This is a genomic window from Alkalimonas sp. NCh-2 (genome assembly GCF_039631345.1).
Lineage (GTDB): Bacteria > Pseudomonadota > Gammaproteobacteria > Enterobacterales > Alteromonadaceae > Alkalimonas > Alkalimonas mucilaginosa.
Genome location: NZ_JBDIUV010000002.1, coordinates 174,929 through 199,427, shown reverse-complemented (window position 1 = coordinate 199,427; position 24,499 = coordinate 174,929). Strand labels below are relative to the sequence as shown.

The 24,499-nt window shown below is 52.1% G+C and carries 22 protein-coding genes; 16 read left to right on the top strand and 6 right to left on the bottom strand.

Features of this window, described 5'->3' with window-relative positions; genetic code table 11:
- Nucleotides 1-94: 94 nt before the first annotated feature.
- The 3 genes from aceK to ABC502_RS06155 all read left to right on the top strand — a co-directional run bounded on the left by aceK (nt 95) and on the right by ABC502_RS06155 (nt 3,060).
- Nucleotides 95-1,843: a bifunctional isocitrate dehydrogenase kinase/phosphatase gene (aceK, locus tag ABC502_RS06165; RefSeq protein ID WP_345915244.1), complete on the top strand. Its 1,749-nt coding sequence runs from the start codon at nt 95-97 to the stop codon at nt 1,841-1,843.
- A gap of 117 nt (nt 1,844-1,960) precedes the next feature.
- Nucleotides 1,961-2,641: a DTW domain-containing protein gene (locus ABC502_RS06160; protein ID WP_345915649.1), complete on the top strand. Its 681-nt coding sequence runs from the start codon at nt 1,961-1,963 to the stop codon at nt 2,639-2,641.
- Between the two features lie 242 nt (nt 2,642-2,883).
- Nucleotides 2,884-3,060 (top strand): DUF1328 domain-containing protein, encoded by a 177-nt coding sequence (locus ABC502_RS06155; protein WP_330086171.1) that lies wholly within the window; start codon nt 2,884-2,886, stop codon nt 3,058-3,060.
- Nucleotides 3,061-3,092: 32 nt separating this feature from the next.
- Here ABC502_RS06155 and ABC502_RS06150 read toward each other — a convergent pair whose 3' ends face one another.
- Complete coding sequence (locus tag ABC502_RS06150; protein WP_345915243.1) at nt 3,093-4,439, bottom strand: sigma-54 dependent transcriptional regulator; 1,347 nt, start codon at nt 4,437-4,439, stop codon at nt 3,093-3,095.
- Nucleotides 4,440-4,631: 192 nt separating this feature from the next.
- Here ABC502_RS06150 and ABC502_RS06145 point away from each other — a divergent pair, with 192 nt between their 5' ends.
- From ABC502_RS06145 to ABC502_RS06115, 7 genes are all read left to right on the top strand, one after another.
- A complete protein-coding gene (locus tag ABC502_RS06145) occupies nt 4,632-5,087 on the top strand; it encodes a hypothetical protein (RefSeq protein ID WP_345915242.1) in 456 nt (151 codons plus the stop codon).
- Nucleotides 5,088-5,245: 158 nt separating this feature from the next.
- Entirely contained in the window at nt 5,246-5,800 is a 555-nt protein-coding gene (locus tag ABC502_RS06140) for a BON domain-containing protein (protein WP_330086168.1), read from the top strand.
- Nucleotides 5,801-5,944: 144 nt separating this feature from the next.
- Complete coding sequence (locus ABC502_RS06135) at nt 5,945-6,496, top strand: GbsR/MarR family transcriptional regulator (RefSeq protein WP_330086167.1); 552 nt, start codon at nt 5,945-5,947, stop codon at nt 6,494-6,496.
- A 10-nt stretch (nt 6,497-6,506) separates the two neighbouring features.
- Nucleotides 6,507-7,880, top strand: coding sequence for a cytochrome ubiquinol oxidase subunit I (locus tag ABC502_RS06130; protein WP_345915241.1), 1,374 nt, complete (start codon nt 6,507-6,509; stop codon nt 7,878-7,880).
- Nucleotides 7,877-8,881, top strand: coding sequence for a cytochrome d ubiquinol oxidase subunit II (cydB, locus tag ABC502_RS06125; RefSeq protein ID WP_330086165.1), 1,005 nt, complete (start codon nt 7,877-7,879; stop codon nt 8,879-8,881). The genes ABC502_RS06130 and cydB overlap by 4 nt, the downstream gene beginning before the upstream one ends.
- 111 nt (nt 8,882-8,992) lie before the next feature.
- A complete protein-coding gene (locus ABC502_RS06120; protein ID WP_330086399.1) occupies nt 8,993-9,934 on the top strand; it encodes a LysR family transcriptional regulator in 942 nt (313 codons plus the stop codon).
- A 61-nt stretch (nt 9,935-9,995) separates the two neighbouring features.
- Nucleotides 9,996-10,391 carry a hypothetical protein gene (locus tag ABC502_RS06115; RefSeq protein WP_345915240.1) on the top strand — a complete coding sequence of 132 codons (396 nt, stop codon included), beginning with the start codon at nt 9,996-9,998 and terminating at the stop codon, nt 10,389-10,391.
- Between the two features lie 36 nt (nt 10,392-10,427).
- Here the strand turns inward: ABC502_RS06115 and ABC502_RS06110 are convergent, their stop codons facing one another.
- Both ABC502_RS06110 and aceB read right to left on the bottom strand, forming a co-directional pair.
- Nucleotides 10,428-11,708, bottom strand: coding sequence for a hypothetical protein (locus tag ABC502_RS06110; RefSeq protein ID WP_345915239.1), 1,281 nt, complete (start codon nt 11,706-11,708; stop codon nt 10,428-10,430).
- Nucleotides 11,709-11,889: 181 nt separating this feature from the next.
- Nucleotides 11,890-13,509 (bottom strand): malate synthase A, encoded by a 1,620-nt coding sequence (gene aceB / locus ABC502_RS06105; RefSeq protein WP_345915238.1) that lies wholly within the window; start codon nt 13,507-13,509, stop codon nt 11,890-11,892.
- Between the two features lie 259 nt (nt 13,510-13,768).
- Between aceB and ABC502_RS06100 the strand changes: the two genes are divergently transcribed.
- The 4 genes from ABC502_RS06100 (at nt 13,769) to ABC502_RS06085 (ending at nt 16,537) form a co-directional block, all read left to right on the top strand.
- Nucleotides 13,769-14,464: a DUF2726 domain-containing protein gene (locus tag ABC502_RS06100; RefSeq protein ID WP_345915237.1), complete on the top strand. Its 696-nt coding sequence runs from the start codon at nt 13,769-13,771 to the stop codon at nt 14,462-14,464.
- 164 nt (nt 14,465-14,628) lie between these two features.
- The gene (locus ABC502_RS06095; RefSeq protein ID WP_330086160.1) at nt 14,629-14,823 is read left to right on the top strand and encodes a hypothetical protein; all 195 of its coding nucleotides are present in this window, start codon (nt 14,629-14,631) and stop codon (nt 14,821-14,823) included.
- A gap of 145 nt (nt 14,824-14,968) precedes the next feature.
- Nucleotides 14,969-15,385 (top strand): response regulator, encoded by a 417-nt coding sequence (locus ABC502_RS06090; protein WP_345915236.1) that lies wholly within the window; start codon nt 14,969-14,971, stop codon nt 15,383-15,385.
- A gap of 138 nt (nt 15,386-15,523) precedes the next feature.
- Entirely contained in the window at nt 15,524-16,537 is a 1,014-nt protein-coding gene (locus ABC502_RS06085; RefSeq protein WP_345915235.1) for a hypothetical protein, read from the top strand.
- A gap of 22 nt (nt 16,538-16,559) precedes the next feature.
- On the opposite strand, the gene ABC502_RS06080 is transcribed toward ABC502_RS06085, so the two are convergent.
- From ABC502_RS06080 to ABC502_RS06070, 3 genes are all read right to left on the bottom strand, one after another.
- On the bottom strand, nt 16,560-18,014 hold the full coding sequence (locus ABC502_RS06080) for a histidine-type phosphatase (RefSeq protein ID WP_345915234.1): 1,455 nt from the start codon (nt 18,012-18,014) through the stop codon (nt 16,560-16,562).
- 1 nt (nt 18,015) lies between these two features.
- Nucleotides 18,016-19,395 (bottom strand): metallophosphoesterase family protein, encoded by a 1,380-nt coding sequence (locus ABC502_RS06075; RefSeq protein ID WP_345915233.1) that lies wholly within the window; start codon nt 19,393-19,395, stop codon nt 18,016-18,018.
- Between the two features lie 103 nt (nt 19,396-19,498).
- Nucleotides 19,499-22,330, bottom strand: coding sequence for a TonB-dependent receptor (locus tag ABC502_RS06070; protein WP_345915232.1), 2,832 nt, complete (start codon nt 22,328-22,330; stop codon nt 19,499-19,501).
- A 212-nt stretch (nt 22,331-22,542) separates the two neighbouring features.
- Between ABC502_RS06070 and ABC502_RS06065 the strand changes: the two genes are divergently transcribed.
- Both ABC502_RS06065 and ABC502_RS06060 read left to right on the top strand, forming a co-directional pair.
- Complete coding sequence (locus ABC502_RS06065; RefSeq protein ID WP_345915231.1) at nt 22,543-23,427, top strand: GGDEF domain-containing protein; 885 nt, start codon at nt 22,543-22,545, stop codon at nt 23,425-23,427.
- On the top strand, nt 23,427-24,452 hold the full coding sequence (locus ABC502_RS06060; RefSeq protein ID WP_345915230.1) for a helix-turn-helix domain-containing protein: 1,026 nt from the start codon (nt 23,427-23,429) through the stop codon (nt 24,450-24,452). Before ABC502_RS06065 ends, ABC502_RS06060 begins: the two co-directional genes overlap by 1 nt.
- The last annotated feature ends 47 nt before the right edge of the window (nt 24,453-24,499 follow it).

Genomic DNA, 24,499 nt, shown 5'->3' with positions numbered 1-24,499 from the left:
GATTGTGCCCGACCAAACTCCTTGTCGCAGGGTTAAACTTGCATTTAGTCGCTGGCATGCGAAGATGGTGTTTTCCTGCCAACATGATAGCAAGATGCAGCCAAAACACATTGCTGAATTGATTTTAAAAGGCTTTAAACGCCATTTTGCGCTGTTTGAAGACAGCACAGCCGCCGCCAGCCGCTATTTTAACCAGGCCGACTGGCCGGGCTTTTTGCAGCTCAGCTCAGAACGGATTTCCTTTTACGATCAACGAGTCAATGAAACGTTGCAGCAACTCAAACAGCAGCTGCCGGATCCGGGTGGCTCCGCTGGTTTCTGGCAGGATGTCAAACAGCAGTACAGCGACTTTTTGCAGATGCACCCGCAGGCGGAGCTGGCCGAAACCTTTTACAACTCACTGTTTTGTAGGCTTTTTGAGCGCAAGTACTTTCACAACCAGAATATTTTTGTGCAAACCACGCTCAATCGCCAGCAGTTGCCGGCTCCGCTCGCTTCGGTGTACGACAGCTACTTTCCGATCCAAAACAGCCTGAAACAAACCCTGCGTCACATCATTGCCGATTTTCGCTTCGGTCCCGCTTTCATCGATTTGGAGCGCGATATCCGTTATCTGGTGCGCAGCTTTTTGGACCAGTCCAGCCATGGCCGTTTCCCGCTGCACCTGATCCGCTTTGATATTTTAAAAAGCGCCTTTTACCGCAACAAGGCCGCTTACATCATTGGCCGGGTGGTAACACCCGAAGGCCAGCAGCCCTTCGTGATCCCGGTGTTGCATCAGCAGGCTTGCTCCACCGCCCCTAGCGAAGGGCTGTACTTGGATACCCTGATCACCGAGCCCGAGCAACTGTCGGTGGTGTTTGGCTTTTCCCGCGCTTATTTTATGGTGCAAAGCCCGGTGCCTTCGGCCTTGATCCAGTTTCTGCGTGAACTGATGCCGCACAAAACCCTGGCCGAGCTTTATGCCAGCATCGGTTTGCACAAGCAGGCCAAAACCGAGTTTTACCGCGAGCTGCTGCAGCATTTAACCCGCTCCAGCGATCACTTTGTCGCCGCGCCCGGGATCCGGGGCCTGGTGATGATGGTATTCACCCTGCCATCGTTTCCCTATGTGTTTAAAGTGATCCGTGATGAGTTTCCGGAAAGCAAACCCATCAGCCGCGCCACCGTCAAAGCCCGCTACCTGCAGGTGAAAAAACACGACCGGGTCGGCCGGATGGCCGATACCATGGAATACTCGGATGTGGCACTGCCCATCGACCGTTTTGCCCCAGAGCTGCTGGCGGAGCTTCAGCAAAGCATCGGCGGCTCGCTGCGGATTGAAGATGAGCTGGTGGTGATCAAGCATCTGTATATTGAACGGCGGATGATCCCACTTAATTTGTATCTGGAGCAGGTGGGCAGCGATGAAAAAGCCCGCATCATGAAAGATTACGGCCAGGCACTGAAAGACATCATTGCTGCCAATATTTTTCCCGGCGATATGTTGCTGAAAAACTTTGGCGTAACCCGCCACAAGCGGGTGATTTTTTACGATTACGACGAAGTGCAGTACCTGCTGGATGTGAACTTTCGCGCCCTTCCGAAAGCCGAAAGCATTGATGACGCTCTTTACAGCGATGTCTCTGTCGCACCGGGCGATGTCTTTCCGGAGCAAATCAGCACCTATGTTACGGCTCAGCCCGAGCTACGGGATTTACTGCTCAAGTCCCACCCCGAGCTGATGGACCCGGCTTACTGGCAACAGATGCAGCAACGCATCCGCGCCGGTCAGTTTGACGATGTGTTTCCCTACCCGGATGGCATGCGCTTTAGTGCCCGTTTTCACGAGAGCTCAGCCTGAGCTTGCCGGGCAAAGCGCCCAGCGACTTTGAAACTCACATCTTGAGGGTATATACTGCCGCCTCTTTGCCCTGGAGCCTGCCCTTTGACCTCTGCTGCCACACCACATAATGCCGTTATGGCGCTGCGCGAACGCGAATTGCTGGCATCCAAACGGGTGTTTTTGGCCCGAGGCGCCAAACTAAAGCGCTGCCCGGCCTGTTTGCTGGCCGAGGCCCACTGCATCTGCGCTGCCAAACCCGAGCCACAACAAGGGGCTGCGTTTTGCCTGCTGATGTACAAGGGCGAAGCCTACAAACCCAGCAATACCGGCCGGCTGATTGCCGATGTGATGGCCGATAACCATGCATTTTTATGGCAGCGCACCGAAGTAGCCCCTGATTTGCTGGCGCTGCTGGCCAACCCGGCTTATGCCCCGGTGCTTATTTTCCCGCACGAATACGTTGAGCCAGCCCGCTGCATTTATACTTCGACCCAGCTCGCCAACCACACGGATGGCAAGACCCCGCTGTTTGTGCTGCTGGACGGCACCTGGCGTGAAGCCAAGAAAATGTTGAAAAGCCCTTACTTGCAATCCTTGCCAGTGCTTGGCATCGCGCCAGAGCAGGCCTCGGATTACCGGCTGCGTGAGGCCGCCCACCTGCACCAGCTGTGTACCGCTGAAGTGGCCATCGAAGTGCTGCACCTGGCAGCTTTGCCTGAGGCAAGTACCGCCTTGCAGCAGTATTTTCGCGCCTTTCGCGCCGCTTACCTGAAAACCAAACCGCATTTGGATCCCGACAAACAAAAAGCCAGTTAACCCACAGCATCAGCCTGCTTGAAATCATCACGCCATATAAAAATTACTGCGGGCTGGTAATTTCTACAGACTCCCGCCTTTCAGTCTGCTTTGATAACCCAGCGCAAAAAATGCAAGATATTGATTTTAAATGACATTATCATACTAATTAACCTGGCGCAGCCATTGCTTAGTATTCCATGAGGGATTACACCAACAACTTTTGGAACAGAGCTGTATGCGAAATACAGTAAGGAGCAACCATGTTAGGCTGGGCATTAACTTTTTTAATTGTTGCCATTATTGCAGCTGCACTTGGCTTTAGTGGTATTGCCGGAACTGCGGCGGGTATTGCGCAGATTATCTTTTACATCTTTGTGGTGTTGTTGCTAATTTCATTAGTAGCAGGCGCATTGCGGGGCAGGCCACCCAGGATGTAGCTCCTGCCGGGGGCGCTCTTCTGGCACAGCGATCAATCGAACTGATACTTTTCCAGCTTGTTGTACAAGGTTTTGACGCTTACCCCCAACTGCTGGGCAGTATCGGTTTTATTCCCTCCATTTTGGGCCAGGGTACGTAAAATCACTGCTTTTTCCACTTCATCCAATCGAACACCTACGGGCACCGAACCTGATTCCAGCTCGCAATCATTCTGGCCCGGCATGCATTCATCCAATAAAAGATGGTTGGGCTCTATGATGTTGTCTGCCAGAATATAGGCCCGCTCAACGGCATGCTTTAACTCCCTTACATTGCCAGCCCAGCTATGGCTGGCTATCAAGCATTGCGTTTCGGCTGAAAATTGCTTGGTTTGCTGCTCCTGCACATTGCGATAAGCCAGAAAATGTTGTGCCAACCCCAGCACATCCTGTTCCCGTTCGCGCAGTGGCGGTACATGAATGGGGAACTGTGCCAGACGGAAATACAAGTCTTCTCTGAGCATACCATCAGCAATGGCCTGCATCGGATCACGATTGGTTGCCGCGGCAATACGCACCTGCGCTGAAAACACCTTGTCACTGCCCACAGGCCGATACTCACCATTTTCCAATACCCGCAACAGCTTGACCTGATGCTCAATGGGCATTTCGGTGATTTCATCCAGAAATAAGGTACCGCCTTTTGCCTGAGCAAAAACGCCCTGATGATCACGATGGGCGCCGGTAAAAGCGCCTTTGTTATGACCAAACAACTCGCTGTCAATTAACTCTGGACTTAAAGCACCACAATTAATGGCCACAAATGGTTTGTCCGCACGCATGCTAGCCAGATGCAACGTATTGGCGACTAGCTCTTTACCAGCACCACTTTCTCCTACAATCAGTACGTTGGCATCTGTCACCGCAACCTTACGGATAGTCCGGTACAGTTTTAGCATTGGTTTGGAAGAACCCACCAGTAAACCAAACTGATCGAGCTCACTGCAGGTTGCGCTCACATCGGTGCGCTTAGTACTTAACTGCTGATAAAAATCATGCAGCGTGTCGAGCAATGAGGCCACATCCAGCGGAGCTCTGAAATGGTAACCTGCCCCCTTGCGCATCAGTTGATCCAGTCTGTCATTAGGGGTACCGCTGCTGATAAAAATGAAATCGATTTCTGTCAGAATCTTACTGTCAAGCAGGGCCTGATGATCAGCATCATCATGTTGATCGGTCTCAATCAGTGCCAACTCGCAGTCTTGCTGCTGCAGTTGCTCTGACCAGGTTGAATCATCACCACTTTTCACAATGATAAACTGCCTGATTATGGCAGAGCGCTCTAATTCATCCGCCAGCTTAGGATCGCGCACATGAATAAATAACCTGGGTCTGCTCATAGCAACTCTCTGTGGTGTGATGCCCTACTCTAGACCAGCCATGTAAAATGAACAATGGTTTCCGGTAAAACTTACTTAAAAAGTGGGACAGGACAAAAGCAATACAGTTTTTTCTTTATAATTCATTAGTATAGAATTGGTACATGAATTGAATATGAATTTATGGAGACAGATACTTCAGGAGAGCACATTGTGTTGGATAACCAGCCAAAATCGATCATTCTGGCAGCACAGGATCAAGCCATCATCCGGGAAGTCGCCGCTATCTGCATACAAGCCAGACACTTTTATCAGCAAGTGATCCCCGAAATAACCAACAACAACATACGACGTTATTTTGTAGCGCTGGTACAACTTCATCAACTACCACCTGCATTGCGCACAGCTCAACGACCGAAGGCGGCAAGAGCCAACGACACTGCTACTCTCTGGCAGTGGTATCACAGTCACAGCAAGGCCATAACGGCAAACCAGGCTCATTGGAGCACAGAGTTGCCTCAGCAGCTACTTTTCCAATTGGCCATCTTTAAACGCCTTAGCCGTCAACTCGTTCAACCTGACCATGCCAGGGAACTGGCAAAGCTGACAGCCAGCTTACAAATACTGGCAGATGAGTTCATTCCATTGCTACTGAACGAGGAACTCTGAAATTTTTACCGATAGGCAGGTTAAAATTACAATCAAAAAATTAACACAAAATGAACGAAATCACTCATTCCACGATAAAACAAATACTTACGATACGACAAAATGTTGGCATCAAACTGGCAACCTTGAAAGTGTCCCACAACAAAAGGAGTCTATATATGAAACGCACACTTGTAGCCGCAATGATGACCCTGACCCTGGCTGGTACTTCTGCTGCTGTCTCTGCCAACGACTGGCAAGATACAGCTAAAGATGCCTGGATTGTTGGTAAAGCCGAAACAACCTTGCTGCTAAACAGCAATTTAAATTCCTTTAAAATCAATACCAATGTCGAAGACGGGAACGTTATCTTAACCGGTCAGGTTGCCACTGAAGTGGATAAAGCCCTGGCTGGCGAACTGGTTGAAAATCTGGAAGGAGTAAAATCCGTCGACAATCAGTTAACCGTCATGCCAGCCGACCGGGCGCGCAGTGACGATGAACAGGATAGCAACAGACTAACGGATGCCAAAATTGCCACCGTGGTAAAAACCCGCCTGCTGCTCGAATCCGAAGTCAGCGGCACCGCCATCAAGGTTGATGTCAGTAATGGCGTTGTGACCCTGCAAGGTGAGGTAGATTCAGCTTCCGAACGCGATCTGGCTGAAGCCCTGGCCAAAAAGTCAAAAGATGTCACTCGGGTAGATAATCAACTGCGAGTAGCCAGTTCCTGATTTATCCGCATAACTTAATTTCGGTAAAACTATCTGGCCGGCTTGGCAACAAGCCGGCTTTATTTTAGTTGAAAAAGATTGATCTGCATCAAATCTCACTTATAATACTTTCAGAAATTTCTGAATATTCAAAAAGAGGTACCCATGCGGATGACACCGATGATCGAGTCTTTTGTATTTCATTTTGGCGAGATGGGCAGTCGCTGGGGCTTTAACCGCACTGTTGGTCAAATCTACGCGCTGCTGGTGATAAGCGAACAACCACTGAGTGCCAATGATATCGGCGAAATGCTGGGGATTTCCCGTGGCAATGTCAGCATGGGTCTAAAAGAGCTACACAGTTGGCAACTGGTGCACACCACCCATCGCCCCGGCGATCGCAAAGATTACTACCAAAGCCGTGGCAGTATTTGGGATATGGCCAACCGGGTGTTTGAAGAGCGCCGCAAACGCGAAATGGACCCAACACTGTCACTGCTGCGCGATATTCTGCTGGATGAAGCAGGCAATGCCGAAGAGGCTTATGCCCAGGAGCGCATCGCCGAAATTCACGACTTACTGGAAAACATCACCGAATGGACGCAAAGCCTGCAGTCCTTGTCGCCGGAAAAGCTCAATACCTTAATGAAGCTGGGCTCCGGTGTAGGCAAGGTGCTGGAATTTAAAGACAAACTGATGGCAAAAAAAGCCGACTAACGAGGTCATTATGTTGGACACTCTTATCCTGTCGCGGATCCAGTTTGCCGCCAATATCAGCTTTCATATCCTGTTCCCCACCATCACCATTGCGCTGGGCTGGTTGCTGTTTTACTTCAAAGTCCGCTTTGATATCTCCAAACACCCGGTCTGGATGCGGGCCTACCGCTTTTGGGTGAAAGTCTTTGCCCTGAGTTTTGCCCTGGGCGTGGTCAGCGGCATTACCATGTCGTTTCAGTTCGGCACCAACTGGCCCGGTTTTATGGAAACCGTCGGCAATATTGCCGGCCCTTTGCTGGCCTATGAAATCCTGACCGCTTTCTTTTTAGAAGCCACTTTGCTTGGCATTATGCTGTTTGGCTTTCAGCGGGTGCCGGGCTGGGCTCATACCGGCGCCACCTTTTTGGTGGCGCTGGCCACCACCTTGTCGGCCTTTTGGATCCTGGCGCTCAATTCCTGGATGCAAACGCCAGTCGGCTTCGAAATGCGCGATGGCGTGGCACATGCCACCGACTGGCTGGCGATTATCTTTAACCCCTCTTTCCCCTATCGGCTGGGTCATATGCTATTGGCTTCGGCATTGACGGTCTGTTTTTTGGTGGCTGGCCTGTCAGCTTATCGCCTTTTGCGCGGGGACAGCAAAAAAGCACCGCAACTCACCTTAAAAACCGCCTTGTTCAGTGCTGCCTTGCTGGTTCCACTGCAAGCCTTGGTCGGTGACTTGCATGGTCTGAATACGCTGGAACATCAACCACAAAAAGTAGCTGCAATGGAGGGGCTTTGGCAAACCCAGCAAGGCGCCCCTTTTGTCCTCTTTGCCATTCCAGATGAAGACAGCCGCCAAAACCGCTTTGCGCTGGAAATACCCAAACTGGCCAGCCTGATTTTAACCCATGAACTCAATGGCGAGCTGCAAGGCTTAGATGACTTTGTCGGCAAACACCCACCGGTTGCACCGGTTTTCTTTAGCTTTCGTATTATGGTGGGCATCGGCCTGTTAATGCTGGCCATCGCCTGGTGGTGCAGCGCCCGTTTGTACCGCCATGGCAACCTGACACAGCTGCAACTCAAACTGCTTGTCGGTATGACCTTTTCTGGCTGGATTGCCACTCTGGCAGGATGGTATGTAACCGAAATTGGCCGCCAGCCATACCTGGTGTATGGCGTACTGAAAACCCGCGTTGCAGTCACTACCATCGCCAGTGAGCAGGTGGCCATTACCCTTACGTTGTACCTGCTGCTGTATGCGGTGCTGCTGTTTGCCTACATCAAAACCCTCTTTGTACTGGCCAAACGGGCGGTTGATGTCGAAGAGTATGATCTAACTCAGCCTGGCCTGCCCGAGCGCAAAGCCTGTGCACCAGCAGAAGGAGCCTCCGCATGAGCTGGTTAACCGCAGACAATCTGGCACTGGCCTTTGCGGCTTTCACTGCCTTGTCGTTGTTGCTGTATGGAATATTGGATGGCTACGATCTGGGGGTAGGCATTACCCTGCCGATGGAAAATGAAGCCTGGCGCGATACCGCCATTGCGTCGATCGGTCCCTTCTGGGACGCCAACGAAACCTGGCTGGTAATGGCAGTTGGCTTGCTACTGGTGGCCTTTCCTGCGGCCCATAGTGCTATTTTAAAAGCCATGTACTTACCCGCAGCCTTTTTGCTGATTGGTTTGATCCTGCGCGGTGTGGCCTTTGACTTTCGTGCTAAAGTCAAACCAGCGCAAAAACGTAACTGGGACTGGACCTTCAAAGCCGGCTCCTTGCTGGCCACCTTCAGTCAGGGTTTTATGCTGGGCATTTACGTGATGGGCTTGAACTACCAACTGAGCAGTGTGCTCTTTGCCAGCTTCAGTGGCTTGTGCGTCACCGCCGCCTACGCCATGATTGGCAATGCCTGGCTGATTGGCAAAACCAGCGGTGAGCTGCAACGCCACGCCATCGCCACCTGCAAAAAAGCCGGCGTACTGACCTTTGGCGGTATTCTGGCAGTCAGTATGATTAATCCCCTGGTCAATGCCAATGTCTATGCCGTCTGGACCGAGCCACCATTGGCGTATTTTTATGCTGCCATCCCACTGCTCTGCTTTGGTATGTTTGCTTTGGGCTATCTGGTGTTAAAACGCCTGCCACTGCCGGATGACAAAGGCGCCTGGCTACCCTTTTGGCTAACGCTGATTATTTTTATCTGCTGCTTTGCCGGCCTGGCACTTAGCTTCTACCCCTTTGTAGTGCCAAACGAAATGACGCTGTACGAAGCTGCCAGCTCGAAAGAATCCTTGCAGATTATTTTCTTTGGTGCTGTATTCGTATTGCCATTTTTGTTGGCTTACACGGCTGTGGCCTATTACGCCTTTCGTGGCAAGGCCGATGATTTGAAATACTACTGAGCTGACGTAGCTCCGAGTTTAACCGGGCGCTGCCATAAATTTTGATGCAGCGCCCATTCACCAATGTTATGATTCAGCCAATCAATGTCCAACCAAATAAGCATTGAACGGATGAATATCAACAAAGTCGATTTAAACCTGCTGGTCTATCTGGATGTGTTGCTGCGGGAGAAAAACGTCACCCGCGCTGCCAACCAGCTCAACATCACTCAACCGGCGATGAGCAATGGCTTAAAGCGCTTACGCGATTTGCTAAACGATCCTATTTTGGTCCGTACCTCCGAGGGCATGGTGCCCACCGAGCGAGCTAAAGAGCTGGCACCCATTGTACGCGGTGTACTGCTGACGCTGGAAGAAAGCCTGCAGCCACACAAGGATTTTGACCCCAGCCAGAGCAGCCGGGTGTTTCGCATTATGGCCAGCGATTACGCAGCCTCCACTCTGATCCCGGCGCTGCTGAAAAAAATGCGCGAGCAGGCACCGGCCACCACCCTGGATATTATGACGCCGTCCGATGTCACTTTTCACGATGTGGAAAACGGCAAGGTGGATATGGCGATTAACCGCTTCGATCAACTGCCGCAGTCATTCCATCAGAAAACCGTCTGGCGCGACAGTTTTGCCTGTCTGGTCAATCGGCAGAACCCGGTATTAAAGCAGTTTAATCTGGAAAGCTACCTGAAAAGCCGTCATATCTGGGTTAGTAAAACCGGTTTTGGCGTTGGGGTTGGCATGGATCCCAAAGACATTCAAAAGCTCGGCTGGGTCGATGAAGCCCTGGCCAAGCTGGGCAAACAGCGCACCATCAGCGTTTTTACCCGTAATTACCATGTCGCCATGCATCTGGCGGTGGAAATGGACTTAATCGCCACCCTGCCGCTGCGGGCGGCCCGGCTGTACGAAAACGACGACAGCATGGCGATTTTAGACCCGCCCTTTGCCATCCCATCCATCGAGCTGAAAATGATCTGGAGCCCGTTGCTGCATCAGGATGCCAGCCATATCTGGCTGCGCCGGCTCATCACTGAAACAGCGGATGAGATTAACGCCTGAAAGAATACAATAGAACCAATAAGCGTCTACACACCCTCAAAAGATCCAAGGAGAATATCGTATGATCGAAGTGTCTTATTCACACAACAAGGACGGCACAGGTGAACTGGTTGAAAAAACAACTCAGGTTACAACCTATCAGGAGTTGTGCGACCTTATTGATGCTTACCCATGGGATACTGAGATCGCGTTATTTGAAAAATCAGGCGTAGGTGGTGGTATCACAGTGGTCAGCGGGGATGTCAAACAGCAATGTGCCAGCTATTTGCTGATCCCTGTTGAGACTGGCAAAGCTTTGCTCAATTTAGACATCCTTTTAAAGCCTGGCTTTTTGGCGATCTTCGGTCGCAAGGCAACAAGTACCGATTTTGGTGAAATGACCGTTAAGGAGGCTAAACTCAAACTGAAAGAGCTGTTTGATCACTCCATCGCATCGCTTTATCAGAAGTATAAGTAGCGGCGACTGCTAACAAGAACCGATGTTCAGGTTATGTCACGGCTCTGCATTGGCTGGATCCAGACACAACGCCCACATAAGCTGATAACACCAACGATGCTCTGTGCGTTGGGCAGGCAGGCCAGAATAAGGATTCAATGGGAAATCAGATGACTGCAGCGTATCGGCTCCTGTTAAATCAGCCAGCAGTATTGCATGCAGTAAATGCAACTGGCTATCCAATCGAATCCTGTCAGCCAGGCCATGGTCCTTGGGGGGCATCAAGAGTTCAACCAGTTGGCCTCCCAGATAATTTCGATAGTGCCGCCGTAACATATCAAAGCCATCGACCGGGTAATAAAACTCATCCTGCTCTGCGTTCAGCTCGAGTTGCAGTTGCTGATACAACTCGGCCTTACTCTTCATCATTGCCGCCTCTGCTATACCGCTGCGCAAAAACAATGCATTGAGTGTCATCTTCGGTTTGTACCATTTATGGCTGTTTGATTGGGTATAAATATCTGGATCAACACTACTCAGCAACTGCACCGTGCTGGCAAATTCTCCCTGTTTGGCTGGTAAATTCGTCACCTCTGCCAGGGTCAATGGCTGTAAAACCGCTGCAAGTCTGGGTAAAGGTCCTGGCTGATGCTTTTTTAGTTCCAACACCAACGGCAAGATGTTTCCCTGCAAAGCAGCATAAATTTGCATGCTGTGCAGCAGGCTACCCGGCTGCTGCAATAACCGCCTTTGCTGCCCGATATAATCAACCAGCCGCTGCTCCGCTTCCGCAAACTGTTGCTGGAGTATCAACTGATAAATGGATAATGCATACAACTGTTGCAGCTGCAAAAGCTGCATCCAGTTGATCGACAACTGATTCGTATTGATGGCGGTCAGTTCAGTATTTGTCTGCAACAACTGATAGGAAGCCAGCAACTCAGAAAAAGAGCTCAACAACTGCTCCAGCTCAGTGCGGTGATGCTGCAACAGCTCCCGGCATTCTGTTGTTTCCAGTGAACACCAGAGCGGGTGATCATAGATGTGAGCCAGGCCAGGGAGTATTGGTAATCGATCACGTTGCCCCCCCAGCTCAGCTTGCTGGTAGCGCAATAAAGTGCTGGCGGGATCAAAACCCTGCTCCGATAGCGACATCAGTTGAATGTAATAATTAGCAGCGGTAGTCTGATCGTCAGCCAGCGGTGCAATCAGCGACGGAATACTTGGGTGCAGTGGCTCATCAGTCAGAATTTTGTAACCCAAAAAAACAGCCGCAGGAGCGATCATCGCATAACAAAAGGCCCCCACCAACAACAGTATTCGAAGATGTAATCGCATAAAAAACACAACAGCTGCAAACTAAACGCTATAGTAGTCACATCAGGTAACGAAAAACACTTTAATTTGACTATGATTGGTAAAATTCAGCCGCTGCCAACATCAGCAAGATCAGCAGCGGCTGCAGTGGCTCCCAGCATCCCAGGTTAGGAAGAGCCAAAGTCTTTAAAGGTGTTTGGTGTTACGGCAGTAAGTCGTAAGCCGGTAAGGTTAAAAAGTCCACCAGTTCATCGGCGGTGGTAATATCCAGCAGCAGGCTTTTGGCCCGCTCAAAGTTCTGGCTGGCCCAGGCGTCGCTGCCTACTTCCCCTTTCACTACCTCGGCTTCTTCATCCAGCATACGGGCAAACAACTGCTTGGTGACCAGTTGGCCGTTGCTCAGCGTTTTGCCATGCTGGATCCACTGCCAAATGGAGGCACGCGAAATTTCAGCGGTGGCGGCATCTTCCATCAGGCCATAAATCGGCACACAGCCTTTACCGCTGATCCAGGCCGCCAGGTACTGCAGCGCCACCCGAATATTGGTGCGCATCCCGACTTCGGTGCGTTCGCCCTCGCACGGCGCCAGCAAGTCGGCAGCCGTGACCGGCGCGTCCTGCTCGCGCAGCACCTGCAATTGATTGGGTTTGTCCCCCAAGTGCTTGTTCAGCACAGCGCCAGCTGTCGCAGCCAGGCCTGGGTGCGCTATCCAGGTGCCATCGTGACCATTGCTGGCTTCCAGCTCTTTGTCGGCGGTGACTTTGGCCAAAATGGCTTTATTTTGCTCCGGATCTTTCGCAGGAATTAATGCGGCCATGCCGCCCATCGCCAAGGCACCGCGCTTGTGACAGGTTTTGATCAGCAAACGCGAATAAGCGCTTAAAAACGGCTTATCCATGGTGACCACCTGCCGATCAGGCAGCACCCGATCCGGGTGGTTTTTCAAGGTTTTAATGTAGCTGAAAATATAATCCCAACGGCCACAGTTCAGCGCTACGATATGATCGCGCAGGCTATAAAGGATTTCATCCATCTCGAACACCGCCGGCAGGGTTTCAATCAATACGGTAGCGCGAATGGTACCGACCGGCACACCAAATTTTTGTTCAGTGTAACGAAACACATCATCCCACCATTTGGCTTCCTGGTGGCTTTGCAACTTCGGCAGGTAAAAATAGACGCCGGTACCCATGTTCTGACGCTGTGACAGATTGTGAATAAAGTACAGGGCAAAATCCATCAGCGCGCCCGGTATCACTTCGCCATCAACCTGCAGGTGCTTCTCCCAAAGATGCAGGCCCCGTACCCGGGCAATCAGCAAGGCAGGGTTTTCTTGCAGCGCATACTGCTTGCCACTGTGCGGATCGGTATAGCTGATGGTCCCCAGGTTGGCATCGCGCAAATTTATCTGGCCTTCGACCACCCCCTGCCAGGTCGGCGACTGCGCATCTTCAAAGTCGGCCATAAAGACTTTCACATCGGCATTCAGTGCATTGATCACCATTTTGCGATCAACCGGGCCGGTAATTTCCAGCCGGCGATCCTGCAGATCGGCTGGAATAGCAGCCACCTGCCAGACATCTTCCCGAATGGCCTTGGTCTCTGGTAAAAAATCCGGCAAAGCACCGGCATCAAAACGCGCCTGCTTTTGCCCACGCTCGGTCAATAACTGCTGCAAACGGGGCCTAAACTCGCGCGTTAGCTCCACCAGCAAAGCACAAGCCTCCTCCGTAAAAACCTGCTCCAATTGTTGTTGAAAGCCAGCATCGGCCGGATTGGTTTGAATAGACAGGTTTTGGCGTTCAATCATTGTGGTCGTCATGGGCGTCTCCTGCTCGGCCAGCAACACTGGCCAGATGATTAGTTTCTATCCTGAAATAAAGACTCAGGCGGCAACTTGTTAGCAATACCCCACTATAGGCTGCGGCACATCATAATTAAAATCAATGAGCGATATACTTGCGATTCATTTAGGAAATACACAGTACAAACAAAGCCATTAATGTTGGCACGCCTTATGCTTTATTCCGGTCAGAACAGGAAAGCACTTGTGTTTACGTCAATTTCTTGTCGGAGGAATCATGGAGTTTGTCTTGCTATTGCTGGTTGCCTTGGTGGTGGTTGCTGCACTTGTTGCCAGTCGCTTTGTTGAGCAGGGTAATCCATTCCCGTTTCAAAAGCGTGGGCCCATTTTCACTTCGGTAGAGCGCGGTTTTCTGCGTATGCTTGAACAGGCAGTAGACAACGAGTACAAAGTTTTAAGCCGGGTAAAGCTAGCCGATGTGCTGGAATTTAAGAAAAACACTAGCTCGAAAACCAAGCGCACAGCTTTGCTGAAAATGAACAACAAGTACCTGGATTTTGTGCTCTGTGATCCGAACGACATGAGCATTGTGGCGGTCATAGATTTGGTGAATCAGCACTCCAAACAGGGCCACAAAGCCAGCCACGACTGGTATGTCAGTGGAGCTCTGGAGGCGGCTGGTTTGCCATATCTACGGATGAAAATCAAACAAGGCTACAGTATTGGGGATATCCAGCAATGCCTGATTAGTCGCCTGGGTGCCACTATTAAAAAGACTGAGCCACTGATTAAAGGCCGGTTTAAAAAAGGCCCAACCCGTCCGGTCCGCCCCATGCGGCCAGTGATGCCTGCAGCCAATCCATCGGATACCATAGCAGCTCTGCCTTTAAAGCCAACCATGGCACGAATTACTCCAGGTTTATCGCAGTCGCAAATTAAAGCGCAGTCGACGGCCCTGGTACAAGCTTCTTAACGCATTGGAGAAATGAGTCACTCCTGCGATAAGTCGGATGCCGCCTGCTGCAACAGGCGGCATCATTTTTCCTTTCATAACACCGAAACCGGCAAAAAAGTGCTAAAGTCACACTCCGGGCTGCCGATAACCTGATGACGTTTGACCCAACCCAAGGAGGTTTTATGAGTCAATCTGTTGGCGCTACGGCTTCGGCCCAGGCGTTTGAAGTACTGGGAGCTGTGATGGCAAAGAAGCAGCAAAACCAGGAAGCACAAATGGCGACTTTGTTGGTAGAAAGTGCGATGCAGACCAGCGCTGCAGTTCAAAGCCCTTCGCCTGTTGGCAATCTGGGGATGAACATCAACATCAAAGTCTGATGTGGCAAAGGCAGTTCAGTAACGTCCCTTCTGGGCCATACTGGCTGCCTTTTTTATGGCAGAATTATGGTAAAGCACTATACTGGAAATGCAGTGGTTTTATTGATATTCTATTAACACAGCAGCACAGCAAAAGGAAATTGCGATGGACACCAACACAGCTCTGATCATTGATGACAATGCCACCATTCGTGAATTGCTGCGCCAAACCCTGAAATTACTTGGTTTCTCACACATCGTGGATGCAGACACAGGTCATCAGGGATTGCTGCAACTTGAAAATCAAAACTATGATGTGATCTTTCTTGATCTTGAACTGCCAGATATTCATGGCACCAAGCTGCTGCACCAACTGAAAGCGCGAGCACCGACCAGCCCTGTGGTTGTGGTCACCGCCCATAATACCGTAGAAAACCTGAAGTTTAGTGTACAGGCAGGGGCCGCTGGCTTTATCGCCAAACCCTTTTCTGCCGGTAAAATTCAAAGCATTCTGCAAAAAAACCTCAGCAACACTCCGCGTCCGGCTACTGCTAAGGGCTTTGGCTGGGCCAGCCGTAGTTAATTGCATCTGCGGGATCTTGCTAAAATGCTGCATCACCCGCTTAAAACAACAGCTGCACCAGCACAATTGTACAAAAAACACTCAAGTCATCCCCCCTTCAGCCGATAACCAGATATCATCCCCCAGCCGGAGCCTGTTATGGAACTTATGACAGCAACGCAACAACTCCGGGCGACGGAAGTCAGTGCAGTGTTTCAGGGTCGCCAGGAGCAACGAAGCCAAGTGCCTGCCAACCGGGCAGTTACACCTGTATTGCCTGCGCAAGCAACAGAGCGGGCGCAACAGGCACTGCAACGCAACCGCATTGAGCCAGCAGCAGAAGCCGTTGATAACCAACCGGCTGACGAAGAGCAAGCACTGGAAGAAAAAGCCTTCAATGCCTATCAGACTGTTGGCATGGTCAAGCGTATTCTGGAGCAGCTATCCAACCGCCAGATTGAACTCTACCAGCTCAGTCCAACTGGAGAAACACCTCAGATCAGAGCTGCAGAGCCAACCGGCAACGATGAGCTGATCCGCATTACCGACTGGGAGTTTGGCTATCAGGCAGTCTCTGCCAGTTTCAGTGGCTCGGCACAATTGGCTGATGGCCAGCAAATCAACTGGGACTTTTCGTTTCAGATGGAATACAGCTGGGCTACCATCAGCAGCCGAACTCTGCTGGCCAGCGAGCTGCAGGATCCTATCGTCATTAGCCTGAATGGCATGCCAGCGCAACTAAGCGGCGATACTTTCAGTTTTGATCTCTTTAATACCGGTGTGCCGGTGCAACTGCCCAACCTGGCAGCGCAGCAATTTTATCTGGGGCTGGATAAAACCGGCAATGGCAGGATTGAGTCCGGTGCCGAACTCTTTGGCCCCAGCACCGGTGAAGGTTTTGCCGAACTAGCTGCTTACGACCTGGATGGCAATGGCTTTATTGACCAGCAAGATGCCATCTGGCAAGACCTGTACCTGTGGCGGCCGGATGGTCAGCAACTCAGTATGACAGAGGCGCAAATAGGTGCCGTCTCGGTGCAGTCGGTCCCCACCCGGATGCCGCTGTTTTTTGACAACAGCGACCAGCTTGCTGGCATGCTGCAACGCAGCAGTGTCTTTTTAAACACCACAGGTAAAGCTGGACTGGTCCAACAAATCGACTTGCTGGTGTAAAACCAGCAAGGTACTTTGCCATTCACTGCGCTACTAGGCTGAGCTCTTGCTGGTAACACCGCTGCAGCTCGGTCAACGCATAAAAGAAACGTGTTCCCGGGTATGGCTGACAGCTGGCTTTAAAAGCTGTTTCAGCTTCATGATGCAGCATTCGGACCAGCAACTGGCCGGCAGCATTCTGGTAAATATCCCATTGCACATTGGCGGCCATTGGGGATACCAGCGCCGCACGCCAGGGATTGTTCTGATAGCTGTACAGCACTGTCTCAGGCATTTGCTGCGTTGCGCCAGCCACTCCAAGTAAGGTCGCAAAAGGGATCATCACTTGCGCATGGGTAAAACGCAGTTCCATCATGTACGGCTGCTCACCACGCTGCAGGGCCGCCACACTATCCAGCATGTCCAGCATCAACCTGGCTGCCATTTGAAAGGTCACATTCTCGCCAGCAAAAGCCGGGCCGCGCTGATAGAATGACTCCGCATCATCCAGATAAGCCATAAACTTTACGGCTTCTGGCTCCATAAAGTCGTGCAAGGTCCAGTCGCCTTCATAACTCAGGTTGGATGCGGTGACATACAGGCTGAACAAGGCCTGAGCTGCATCCATCACGCTGCGAAGCTCGGCATCATCCTCGCGGGCCTGAAAGCGATAATGACCCGCCGCCAACCGGGCGATGAAATCCTCCTGATAGACAGTAGCCAGTAGCTGCCGGGCTTGCTGCTGTGCCTGTGGTGACTGATGCAAGCGCTCCAGCACCAAAGCCAGTCTCGGATCCGACTTACGGTAGGCACTGTAGGCTTCACTGCCAGCCGATTTATGAAAATACAGACTATCCGTTGCAACGGCCGGTGCATCCAATAAAGCTTCAAGCTCTGGTACCAGCTCAAGCAAACGATCCGCAAATGCCAGAGCACTATCGACCGCCCGCTCCCGGCCTGAGTGCTGTAAACGCACACGACGTTGTTGCGCCTTTCCCTCTGCCAGCAAAGCAGGATGGCGCTGAAGCAAACGCTCAGCCATCTGCCGATGCTCTTCTATCCCTAATGCCGACAAATTGCCATAGCCCAATTGGGCATTGGCCTGCTGGAAACGCCTGAGTTGCTCACCCAACTGCTGCCCCTTTGCGGTCAGTTGCTGCTCCTGCTGTGCCTGCTGCCACAACTGCAAGCTGAGATCATCATCATCCGGGCTGGATAACCCCCGCGAGCCATGCCGCGCCACATGCTGCACCATGACAGCAGTAAACCCTGCGGGCGCCACTTCGTAGCTTTGCCAATGCTGGCGCGGCTGATAGGGTGCTTTGCTGCCATATAGCTGCCACTGCTCACCCCAGGGCTCACCCCATAATGTTACACTGCTGAGCGCACTGCTTTGCACAGTCGCCATGCATAGAGCGCTGCTGACACCAAGGACACACCCCAGGGCGAACCGTCTGGCCGCTGCTCCGGGCACAACAAATTTCTTAAGTACCTGCATGTTATTCTCCTGCGCCAAACGCATCGCCCTGCCAGCAACGGCCGGCCTCTCTGGTGGCTTGATCCGGGTTTTCACAAAAACGTGGCGCAACCAGGGATGAACCTGGTTGCAAAACTTTACTGCCATCGGCCTGACGCAGCAGGCTGAATGCATCGTACAAACGTCCGGTTGCAGTCAGCGCCTGATAGTGCAATTGGTTTTCTTCGACCGAGATCACCTGGAATAACTGAGTATCTTCAGCAACCGGCTGCATCTGCCGTTTGGCATCATCGGAAACCAGATACATCTTGGGGCCAGCTACCGACACCAGATAGACGGTGCCAGCCTGTTGTGCATTCTTGCCTTCGCTGACATTGCGGCCATAGACATGATCATGGCCCTGCAGCACCAGATCCACGCCATAGCGAGCAAACAGTGGCTGCCAATAGTGGCGCAGTCGTTCATTATCGCGCCCTTTTGATACAGAGAACATCGGGTGATGGTAGGTGACAACAGTCCAGCGGGCTTGATTCTGCTGCAGCACCTGCTCCAGCCATTCGGCCTGCAGCCTGGCCATCGCCTCGTTCATCAAAGCTTCGGTCGAATTCAAAGAAATAAAGCGCACGCCCTGATAGTCCACGTAAAAGACGGTATCCTGCAACGGGGCCGGGCCATTGCCGGGCACCGAAAACTGGGCAGGAAACTGTGGCACTAAAGTACGGCTATCCGATGCCGGGTCCAGCTGCACGTATTCATGGTTACCGGTCGTCACCAATTGATTGATCATCCTGGCCTGCCAGCCGCTGGCGTCAAACCACTCCCCCCACTCGTTATCCAGAATACCGTAGCGTGAATTGACCAGATCACCGGCATGCAGCATCAAGCTGGCATTCGGTGCCTGCAGCAATGCGGCCCGGGCGACTCTGGAAAAATGTGATTTCAACGCATTTTGTGCGTCCCCAAAATAAATAAACTGAAAGGGCACAAAGTCTGCGTGCGCAGTGCGAAACTGCAACCACTCACTCCAGGTATGCTGCCCCCGAACCCTGTAAGCATAGAGCGTATCGGGCTGAAGGCCTGTGACCAGCACCTGATGGTGATGTGCCAGCCCATTGTCGGTTTGCAGCGCCTGAGTCTTGCCTTCAAAGCGTACAGCTGTTTGGTGCAGGCCAGGGCCATCCACCGCCTCGGTCAGTTCCAGCTCAGCAAGCACCACCGCATGATTGGTTCGCCAGTTGATAAATTGACTGTGCGCCGGTGTCTGAGTGGGCGTCAGTACAATACGATCGGGGAAGGCCGTGGCCTGATAGCGGCTTACTCCTGCCGGAACTAATGTATTTTGTGCCTGAACCAGGCCAGATACTAACAGCGCAAAAACTGCAACATATTGTCGTAACATCATTAATTTTTTTCCTGTCAAAAAAAGACTTTCCTGGCAACGACTGACGGCCAGAATCTGACTGGCCGCAGAGGCTTTAGCTGGTCATTTTTATGCCAGCCAGAGTTCAGAACTGGCCTCGTACACCAAGTAGCCAGGTCCGTCCAAATTGCTCATGCTCATACACCCGACTCCGATCGCCCTGAAAACGTACAGCTTTGCTGTTCGTCAAGTTACTGGCTTCGGCATAGACCGTTAGCTGTGGCATCAAGCGGTAGCTTACCGATCCGTCGAGCGTGGCACGGCCATCCCACCAGATAGAAAAGTCAGGTTGCAGGGTGTTGAGTGAATCGATAAATTCAGAGCGATAGTTGTAAGCCAGCTGGCTGGAAAATGCCCCACGATCGTAACTCAAAGCCAGGTTGTAACTGGTGCGGCTGGTCCCCGGCAGTCTGGTTTTCACATCGGAATCCGGTAGCCTTGCTGCTGAATCGGTCAGGGTCAGGTTGGCCAGTAAGCCAACCCCTGGCAGGGCAGTCAGTTGCTGCTGCCAGTTGAGCTCCAGTCCCAGCAGATAGCCTGAGCGGCCATTCTCCTGCTGCGTAGCGATAAAGCCGCTAAAATCACCTTCGGTGATCAAACTGCGAGCGGTAAAAATAGGTTGGCGGATATGTTTGTAAAATAAACCAGCAGACACCAACCCCAAAGGTTCCATATAGTATTCAGCCATGGCATCCAGATTGTAGGCATAGGCCGGCTTGACCGACATATTGCCCTGGCTCAGGCGGCCGCCGGAGACGCCCCGCTCTTCAATCACCAGATAAGGCACCAACTCTTCAAAGTTAGGCCGGTTTAATCCGGTACTGAACGCCGAGCGTAACACCAGGCCAGAATCCAGCTCATAGCGCAGGTGCACACTTGGAAACAGCTGTTGCTGTCGGCGACTGGCCTGCTGCAACTCTGCCTCTTCGGTCTCGCTGTCAAAGCGAACAGCCTCGCCCCGGGTGTAGGAGTGCTCCAGTCGCACTCCATACAACAAGGTCAACTGCTCCCATTCCAGGGTATTCATGGCATAGACGGCATAAATATCTTCTGACACCTGGTAATCATTCACCAAAGAGGCTTCGATACGCTGTTGGTAGTCCATACCTTCCAGTGCAGCGCCATACAAGGCTACAAAGTCACGCTCAAGCTTGGCGCCATTGTGGTAACGGCCGCCAAATGGTAAAGATTGCTCTGTGCGAACCACGTCGGCATAGCCCGGAGCCAGCGAGGCATTGCTGTTACGAAAGCGATCTTCATCATTCCTTTTGTCTTTCAGGCGGGCTTTCAAACCAAACGACAAAGTGCTGTATGCTTGTCCCCAGTTTAGAGGTACCTCCAGATCCAACCCATAGGATTGCTCTTTCTCTTCCGACGCACCAAAGCGGCGCTCATAACGACGGAAGCCCCAGTCATCACCCAGCAGATCAAAACGATTGACAGCCTGCACACTGCCATCCTGGATCAGTTGGTACGATGGCAAATCGGTATCGCTGAAGTCATAGTGCAAGGCTGGCCGCTCATTCGCCCGGTACAGCAAGTAGTCCCTGTTCGGGTAGGTCTGGGTCGCTTTAGACCAGGAGGCATGGTAATTCAGGTTAAAGCGCTCAAAGACGGAGTGTCCGCCAAACTGAGTCGCATCGATGGTGTTGACCACGGTACGGTGACGTAACTCCTTTTCAAAGGTTGCGCGACCAGCTTCGCCCTGCACCGCATTGGCGTCATCGCCAAAACGCTCCAGGCTTATCACCAGCGCATCACGGTACTCGTCATCTTTGAAACGTGAATGATTGTGCAGCAGGTACAGGTGATGTTCAGGCGCTGGCCGCCAGTCCAGCCGGGCTGACAAACCATTACGGGTTCTGGTTAGCTGGTAATCTTTAAACACCGTTTCATCCACCAGGAAGCGACCATCGGGTAACACAGTCCAGTCATGCTCGATGTTGTTGGTTACCCGCTCTGTCGTACTGTGACTGGCAGAAATCAAGACACCCGCCTGCTGCTGGCTACCAAAACGGCTCCCCAGCGTCAGGCCGCCGCGATAGAGATCACCATTCCCAAGCTGGTTCTTACCGGCAGCCAGTTGGTAGCGGGCAATGCGTTCCGGGCTGTCCAAAGCACCCTGCGTGACGATATTGATGGTGCCGGCAATAGCATCAGCGTCCATTGCGGGTGTCAATGCTTTGGTTAACTCGAGCGTGGCTATCACATCCGCCGGTATGGTATCCAGTTCAATCGCGCGGGTCCCACTGTCTGGCGATGGCAACGACATGCCATTTAAGGTGACATTGGCAAACTCCACCGGAGCGCCACGCACATTGACATAGCGGCCTTCCCCCTGATCCCGTTGAATGGATGCGCCTGGAAGGCGCTGCACAGATTCCGCCACATTGTTGTCCGGAAAGCGTCCCAGTACATCAGCAGAAATCACCGACTTGATGTTATCCGAAGCTCGCTGCATGTTCAGCGCACGCGATTGACCACTACGACTTCCAAGCACCTGCATCACTTCGGTATCATCCCGTTGCAACCGTACCTGCAATAAGGTTCCCTGCTCCGCACTCAGTTCCACAGAGAGTTGATGCCGGCCATAGCCCAGATAACTGATTTCCAGTTGGTAGACCCCAGGCGTAAGTCCATCAAAGCGAAAACGTCCTTCACGATCTGTGCTGGTTTCCCGGTTTGTGCCCAGCACCCGCACTTGAGCGCCCTGTAAAAAAGAGTTTTGGCCATTTTGCAACTGACCACGCAAACCAGATTGCGGAATTGGCGAAACAGCGACCTGTAACCGGCCATCGGCCACAACCTCGGCTTGAGCTGGCCCCATAGTGGCGCACAAGCTCCCAATGGCCAGGGCGCTGAGCCGAAACTGAAAACGAGTGAGCATTCGCTGTTTTTTTATCGGTGTGCTGATCATGACATATCCTGTTGTAGAGACATTGAGTGACGTTTTAAAGTGGTATTGAATGGCGCTGAGTATGAGGCAGTTTTATGACAGCTCATGGTCAGGAAATGCAGCCAGTTGCTCCCAAATGACCCGGGTCCGGGCCGTTCACTTCAGCGGTGTTTGTGTCATTTTTTTGCAATAAACCTTTGGGACCATCATGCTTTTGCATCGGAACTCAACGCATGTGGCGTCTGCATCAAATCAAACTTGCACTGACAAGCCTGAGCCTGGTTATAGGAGCCTGGCTGGCGGTATGGCTCGGGCAACCAAAACCAGCGGCCATCATTGACTGGTTCGATGTATTAGGCGAAGGGACCACCTTGCTGGTCTGCCTTGGCTGGTTGCTGCTCATCGTCAGCCGCAGACCGAAAAGCCAGGTCACCAACTGGCTGTTTCTTGGCTGCAGCCTGCTGACATTTTCCTACCTGCTGGATGTGCTGGATGAGTTTTTCCGCTACCCGGAACACCTGCGGCTGATGAGCTGGCTGGAATCCATCCCTGCCCCCTTTGGCATGCTGGCGCTGACCCTTGGGGTGCTTGGCTGGTTAAAAGAGCAGCGGGTGATTGAACGGCAGTTGCAAAGCCGAGAGCAGGTACTGCGTGAGCACCAATGGATAGATCCCCTTACTCAACTCTACAGTGCCGCCTACCTGCAGGCATTACTGCAGAGGGAACAAGCTGCGCAGCAGCAGCTAAACCTGTTGGTGCTTGATTTAAAAGGCTTTAGCCATTACAACCGGCAACATGGTGTTGCCGCTGGTGATACCCTGCTGCGACACCTCAGTGAGCTCAGCCTGAGCCTGCTGCGACCAGCGGATGTGCTATGCCGCTTCGCCGGCGATCGTTTTGTCGCCCTGTTACCAGCAACCGGGACTACAGCAGCCGAACTGCTGGCTTTGCATCTGAAACATCAGCTGGATAAGCACCTGACAACAGGCGCCGCAGTCCAACTGCAATACGCCGTGCTGCCTGTCTCGCCTTCCGAGCGGATAGATGCCATCTTTACCAGGATTGAGCAGGTCCGCTTTCAGCCATCTCAGCCGTCACCAGTCACGCAGCCAGCCTGATGCACTATTTTCTGCAGGATGATCCTTGCCTGCCAGCCCGCAGCAGCCTGATGGAGTTATTGGCCCTGTGTGAGCGCCGTGGCCTGTCTGCGAATGAATTACTCTCCGGTACCTCCTTGTTTGCCGCCGATCTGCACAAACCCAATGCCAGATTGTCGCCCCGGCAACTGGATAAAGTCATCCAGCGCGCTTCGCGCATCAACTATGGCGACAGCCTGCCATTGCTGCTGGCCAGTGCAACCTTGTACCAACAGGACTTGCCACTTGGCAAATTACTGTTGCAGCAAAAAAATCTCGGCAAAGCACTCGCCTGTCTGTATTTTTTCCGTCAGCAGTTACAGCCCCTAGTATCACTGAGTGTGCTATGCCATCAGGGCCGTTTAAGCCTGTATTTCAGCGACAGCATCGGGCTGGCACCACTGCACCAATTTACCATTGAACACAGCATCAGCCTGCTGTTGGTGCTGTTTAGTCACTATGGCCTTGATGCCAACAGCTGTCGTCAGCAGGTGAGAATTGAACTGTGCCGGCCAGCCCCTGCACTGTTGCATGACTACCGGCATCACTGGCCAGCGGATATTCATTTTATGCAACGCCATAACCGGCTGAGCTTTCCGCTGGCCTTTTTACAGCAACCGGGCAGTACTGCAACAACAAAGGAAGTGCTCTGGCTGTGTCGCTTACAGCGCCATTACAGCCCCTCCGGCATGGGTCTGCTAAGTTACAGCCGGCGTTTCCTGCAGCGCTGCCTGCCGGTACAACCCACACCGGAACAACTGGCCAACGAACTTGGCTTAAGTCCTGCACAGCTAAAACGCCTGCTGCGCCAGCATCATAGCCACTTCAGCCAATTACTGGATGAAGCCAGGCAGCAACATGCTTTGCAGCTAATGCTAAAACCGAAACAGTCCAACCGCCAGTTGGCATCCGAGCTGGGTTATTCCGACGAGCATAACTTCCGTCGGGCTTTTAAGCGCTGGACCGGTCTGCAACCAAGCGCTATCAAAGACTGGTTTCTGATCTGAAGACACTTTGGAGTTGCTTCAATACCACTCAAGCTAGCCAAGACTTT